1 protein-coding gene and 1 pseudogene are annotated in these 4420 nt (G+C 61.3%); both read right to left on the bottom strand.

From position 1 onward, the window contains the following. A pseudogene (locus AC1D00_RS28810) lies at positions 1-1820 on the bottom strand (RHS repeat protein); the annotation flags it as partial. Positions 1821-2949: 1129 nt separating this feature from the next. Next, a partial coding sequence (locus AC1D00_RS28805) for a hypothetical protein (protein WP_477012997.1) occupies positions 2950-4420 on the bottom strand: 1471 nt, incomplete at its 5' end.

The following is a 4420-nucleotide window of genomic DNA, read 5'->3' as shown; positions in this document are numbered from 1 at the left end:
GTATAGCTCTGGCCGGTGATGTTATAGATGTAGTTGTCCTGGCTGTGGTCGGCGTTCTGGACGTAGGCCTTGGTCTTTACGCCGTTGGTGTAGAGCGTCGTCGAGTAGTAGCCGTCGGCCTTCTGCACGATCTCGCTGGTGATGACGCCCTTGGCGTCGTACACGTCGGTGCTCTTGGTGCCGTCCGTGGCGATGTGGACCATGCTGGTCTTCACGCCGGCGGAATAGGCGATGCTGTCCGTGGAGCCGTCGGCATAGACGACCTTTGTCGAAACCGGCAGGCCGTTGGTAATGCCGGTGTTCGATGTCGACAGCAGCTTCCCCGTCGAGTCGTAGATGACCGTCTTGCTCCAGGTGGAAGCCGAGGTCGTGATCGAAAAGGAATAGCCGCCCTGAATCGCCGCCAACGCTTTTGCGTAATGCGACATGATATAGGTCATCGTCGAATCGGAGGCGACCGGCAGCGTGTGGGTATCGGTCAGTGTGATCGTCTGCAGCGAGCTCGAATCGTTCAGATCCGAAAGCTGGGCCACGATGCTGGCGGCGGTTCCGCTGACATTGGCGGGGCCGTTGGCGGCCGCCGGCGGCGTGGTCGGCGCGTCGATTTCGATGATGAGCGGATGATCGCTGAGCGGGACAGTGATCGAGCTGACGTCGGTGTAGGTTGCGATCGGCGTGGTGCCGTTCATGGGGTCGTAGACGTTCACCGAGTGATGCACGCTGCCGAGGTTGACCGAAACGGTCTGCGTCGGGTTCGAGATTTCGGTGGAGGTGCTCGCATCCCAGACTTTCGGCTCGGCCCAGACGACGAGGTCGTAAGCGCCGTTGCTCTTGCCCAGCACCATGCTGTTGCCCGAGGCCGGCATGTTTCCAAGAGAATAGTTCAGCGAGCCAGCCGGCTGATTGCCGCCCTTTCCATCGTCGCTCAGGATGGTTGTCAGGTTGTGGATCGCCGTGGCGGCCAGCTTGGGTGTTCCGTCGGAGTTGAACAGGCCAAAATGGTCTTCGGGGTTGGTGTCGCTGCTCGAGTTCCGGTCCAGCAACTCATAGAGATAGGTGGTGCTGACGCCGGCCTTGTAGGCATCGACCAGCGTGTTGAGAATTGATTTGGCCTGGACGTTCTCGTTTACGCCAAGATACGGCGTGTTGGCCTGCGTCGTATAACCGGTCTCGGTGATGACGAAAGGCTTGCCGGGGTCGGCGGACCCGACTGCGCTAAGCGTTGCCGCCAGCGAGTCCTCTGGGTTGGTGCCCGTGCTGACATAGGCGTGAGCATTGGCATAGTCGGATGAACCCGACATGTCCCCGAGCTGCGAGTACCCTGCCGGGTCATTGTAGCCGAGCGACAGATTGTACACGGGAATGCTGGCGAGCGAGGCGTCGCCCTTGATCGCGTGATAGAAGTCGCTCTGGAACTGGGCAGCCGCAGCGAGGCTCGAGCTGCCGTTGTAGCTGAAGGGTTGGCTGTTGGCTTCGTTGAGGCCTTCGACCGCAACGATGCTGCCCGGATGACTGGCCTGGAAGCTGTCGAGCTGCACGATGTACTGCTGCAGACCGGCGCTACCGGTGGCAGGCAGTCCGGATGAAACCACCATGTCGAACTTGTAGCCGGCGGACGCCAGTCCATCGAGGACCGGTTGCGCGTTGGCGTTCGTCGTCAAGCCATCCCGCAGATGAGTGATGCCGAGATACTTCAGGTCATCGATCATGAGCGCGAGATTGTTGTATCCGCCCCATGCGTATCCCACGTGCGCGTTGACGCCAATGGAACTCACGAACGCGCTTGCGGAGAGAACGGTCTGATCGGCAGCTGTTGTCATTGCACACTCGAATTTCAAGGCAGACAGAATCTGTCGCGGGTTCTACCGTTCAACTGTCTACTTTGGGGTGTTGAATTCGGGTAAAAGTCGAAGCAACCATTCTACGGAACATGGCCGCTGTCGCTCTCTCCGCTTGATGTCATCGTGTTGGAGTACGATGGCGTGAGAAGGGCGGTTTCATGTTTTCTTACCGCGATGATCGCGTTTGCCGAACATATGCGCACGTTGTCTGAAGCGTTGCGACGACGACATCGCGAATGTCCTGTTAATATTTGACGACAGAGTCTTCTCTWGGCGCGGAAACGCAGTCTCGAATCTGCAAACCGTTTCATCAGATGCACGGCAAATCAGCAAAGAGAGGCGATTGTGCACGACCTCGCCACCGCGCAGACTCATGCACCCCGCATTTTTACGGAAGGTGAATCGTGCGTGCGCGCGGCAACGCCTGTGGTTAGCGACTGCTTAGGATCGAACGCCGCGTTGAAATGACGCAGAAGATTCGATCGATGCAACGGCGCGCAATCGAGAGCGACGGCCGCGTCACGAGAACGAGGAGGAGACGACTCAGTCGTTGTCGCCACGAGACCGGCTTATGCCGATGCTGAAGAAATTCTAAATGCGAGCGCATCGCGTCGCGATCAGCCCGCGACGTTCGAACGTGGCAACGTAGGAAAAATGCTCCGGTGCGGTGACCGGCATACTACGCCACCAGTTGTTCCCGACGCTTGTGGGCAACGGGCGTGATGCCGCGGCACCGTTGGACGGCAAAAGACCGCATATGGATCGCAACGGCGGGTACCACCCAGGCGGGAAGGGCCCGCTGCGAATGTGGCACACGCAATTTGCAAGCCGGTCGCTGTGTCCCTCGCGGAAATCGCGTGGTTCCGTGCTTGGATCTTCATTTGTCTTTAACGCTGAAAGCCGGGATCCGTGCGGGTACGGCAGGGCTGCGCGATATCGCAGCCTCGATTGTGACGGATTGCCGCTATGTTCGCCGGCTCATGGGGCAGCGGTCATGATCCCTTATTACTCTATATATTGTCGCGCCCGCGATGAATGTTCCGTTTGCGGCTCGACGGCGAGGGAACAGTGGGAACTCGATGGCGGATTGAACGCCGGGTGGTTCGGCTTAGTCGCGCCGTCGCGGCATCAGGAAATCGCCGCGCCATGCGATCAACAGGGTTGCGATCCCCGCGATGACGATTTTGCCGATGAGCCAGATCATGGATTGTGAAGGGAAGGCCGAGAAAGATCCGATCAGGACCGCGGCGGCCGTCGCTTCGATCGCGAGCGTCCAGCGTGGAACCGCACCGAACCGGATGGTCGGGCGGCTGGCGAACAGGATGATGATTGCCGTTGCAATCGCCGCACCCGCGACTGCGCCGGAGGGCGACACGCCAGTGGCAATCGCGATCGCGGAAGCAACGGCCACCAGGGCCAGTTGACCCGTCGCGACCATTACGAGCCAGGTCGCCRATTTATTGAGATGCGGGATGACCGCGAGCGTCGCCTGCAGGTGGATGTGCAGGAAATAGAACGCCGCCACGGCCGGTGCGACCGCAAGGAAGCTGTCCAGGCCTTCCTGCGGCACCAGAATCCGGCCGGCATCCGGAACGAAGCCGATCAGGCCGCCGAGCATCACGAGAGTCGTGCAAATCATGAAGTCGAACATCCGCGCGGTCGACTGTCTGGCTTGCTGGTCGGTGCCGTGCTCGAAATCGGCAACGACTTCCGGATAGCTCACGGTGTGAATGGCGGCGTTGAGCACCCAGAATGGTCGCTGCAGCAGATCAAGCGCGATCGAGAATCCGGCTCCGGCCCCCGTCGCGCCGAGGCGCCCGATAACGATGAAGCGGAACAACACGGGCACCGATAGGTGGATGACGGAGGCGCCCGCGGCGAGCATGCCGTAGCGGCAGAAATTCGCCCAGTCCGCCAGCATGGTCCGCCAGCGCACGCGCAGCACCGGCGCGCGATGCGCGATCAGGCCGGCGACGAAGCCGAACGCCTGGCCCGAAGCAATGCCGAGCAGCGTAGCTTCCGCTGTCCGATACAGCGCAGCTCCCGCGACGGCGCCGGCAAGCAGGATGCTGGCCCGCAAGATCATGAGAACCGCCGACGCGCCGAGCCGGTCCGACAGGCGGATCACCATGAAATACATGTCGGTCATGCCCTGAAGCACCGCGACTGCGAGGCCAAGCACGACAACGCCCGGCGCCAGCGTGCTGAGCCGCGAGGCCGTGCCGCCAACAGCAACCAGCGCGACGGCACTCAGCAAGCCCGCGGCGAACAATGACCAGCGCAATCTCGCCGCAYCGTCGCCCTTTGCCGCGGCCAGGAAGCGAAGGCCGGCCAGCTGCAGCCACTCGAACATCAGGACGCAGAGCAGCTGGCTTGAAGCGAGCGCCAGCGAGAAGTTGGTGTAGTCGGCCGGCGGCAGCAGATGGCTGATCGCGAAGATCAGGGCGATTGCCGCTGCACTCTGATAGACGTAGCTGGCAAGGGCGATCAGGCGTATCATGTTCGGCTGGGGCAGCTTTGCTGGAGACGCCGGAAGGTGGCGAAGACCGCACTGCCTGCGCTGACGAGGGCCACGGGCC

Source organism: Bradyrhizobium sp. P2_E8, assembly GCF_056403875.1.
The sequence above is the reverse complement of the archived record's forward strand: the minus strand, read 5'-3'. Positions and strand labels throughout refer to the sequence as shown.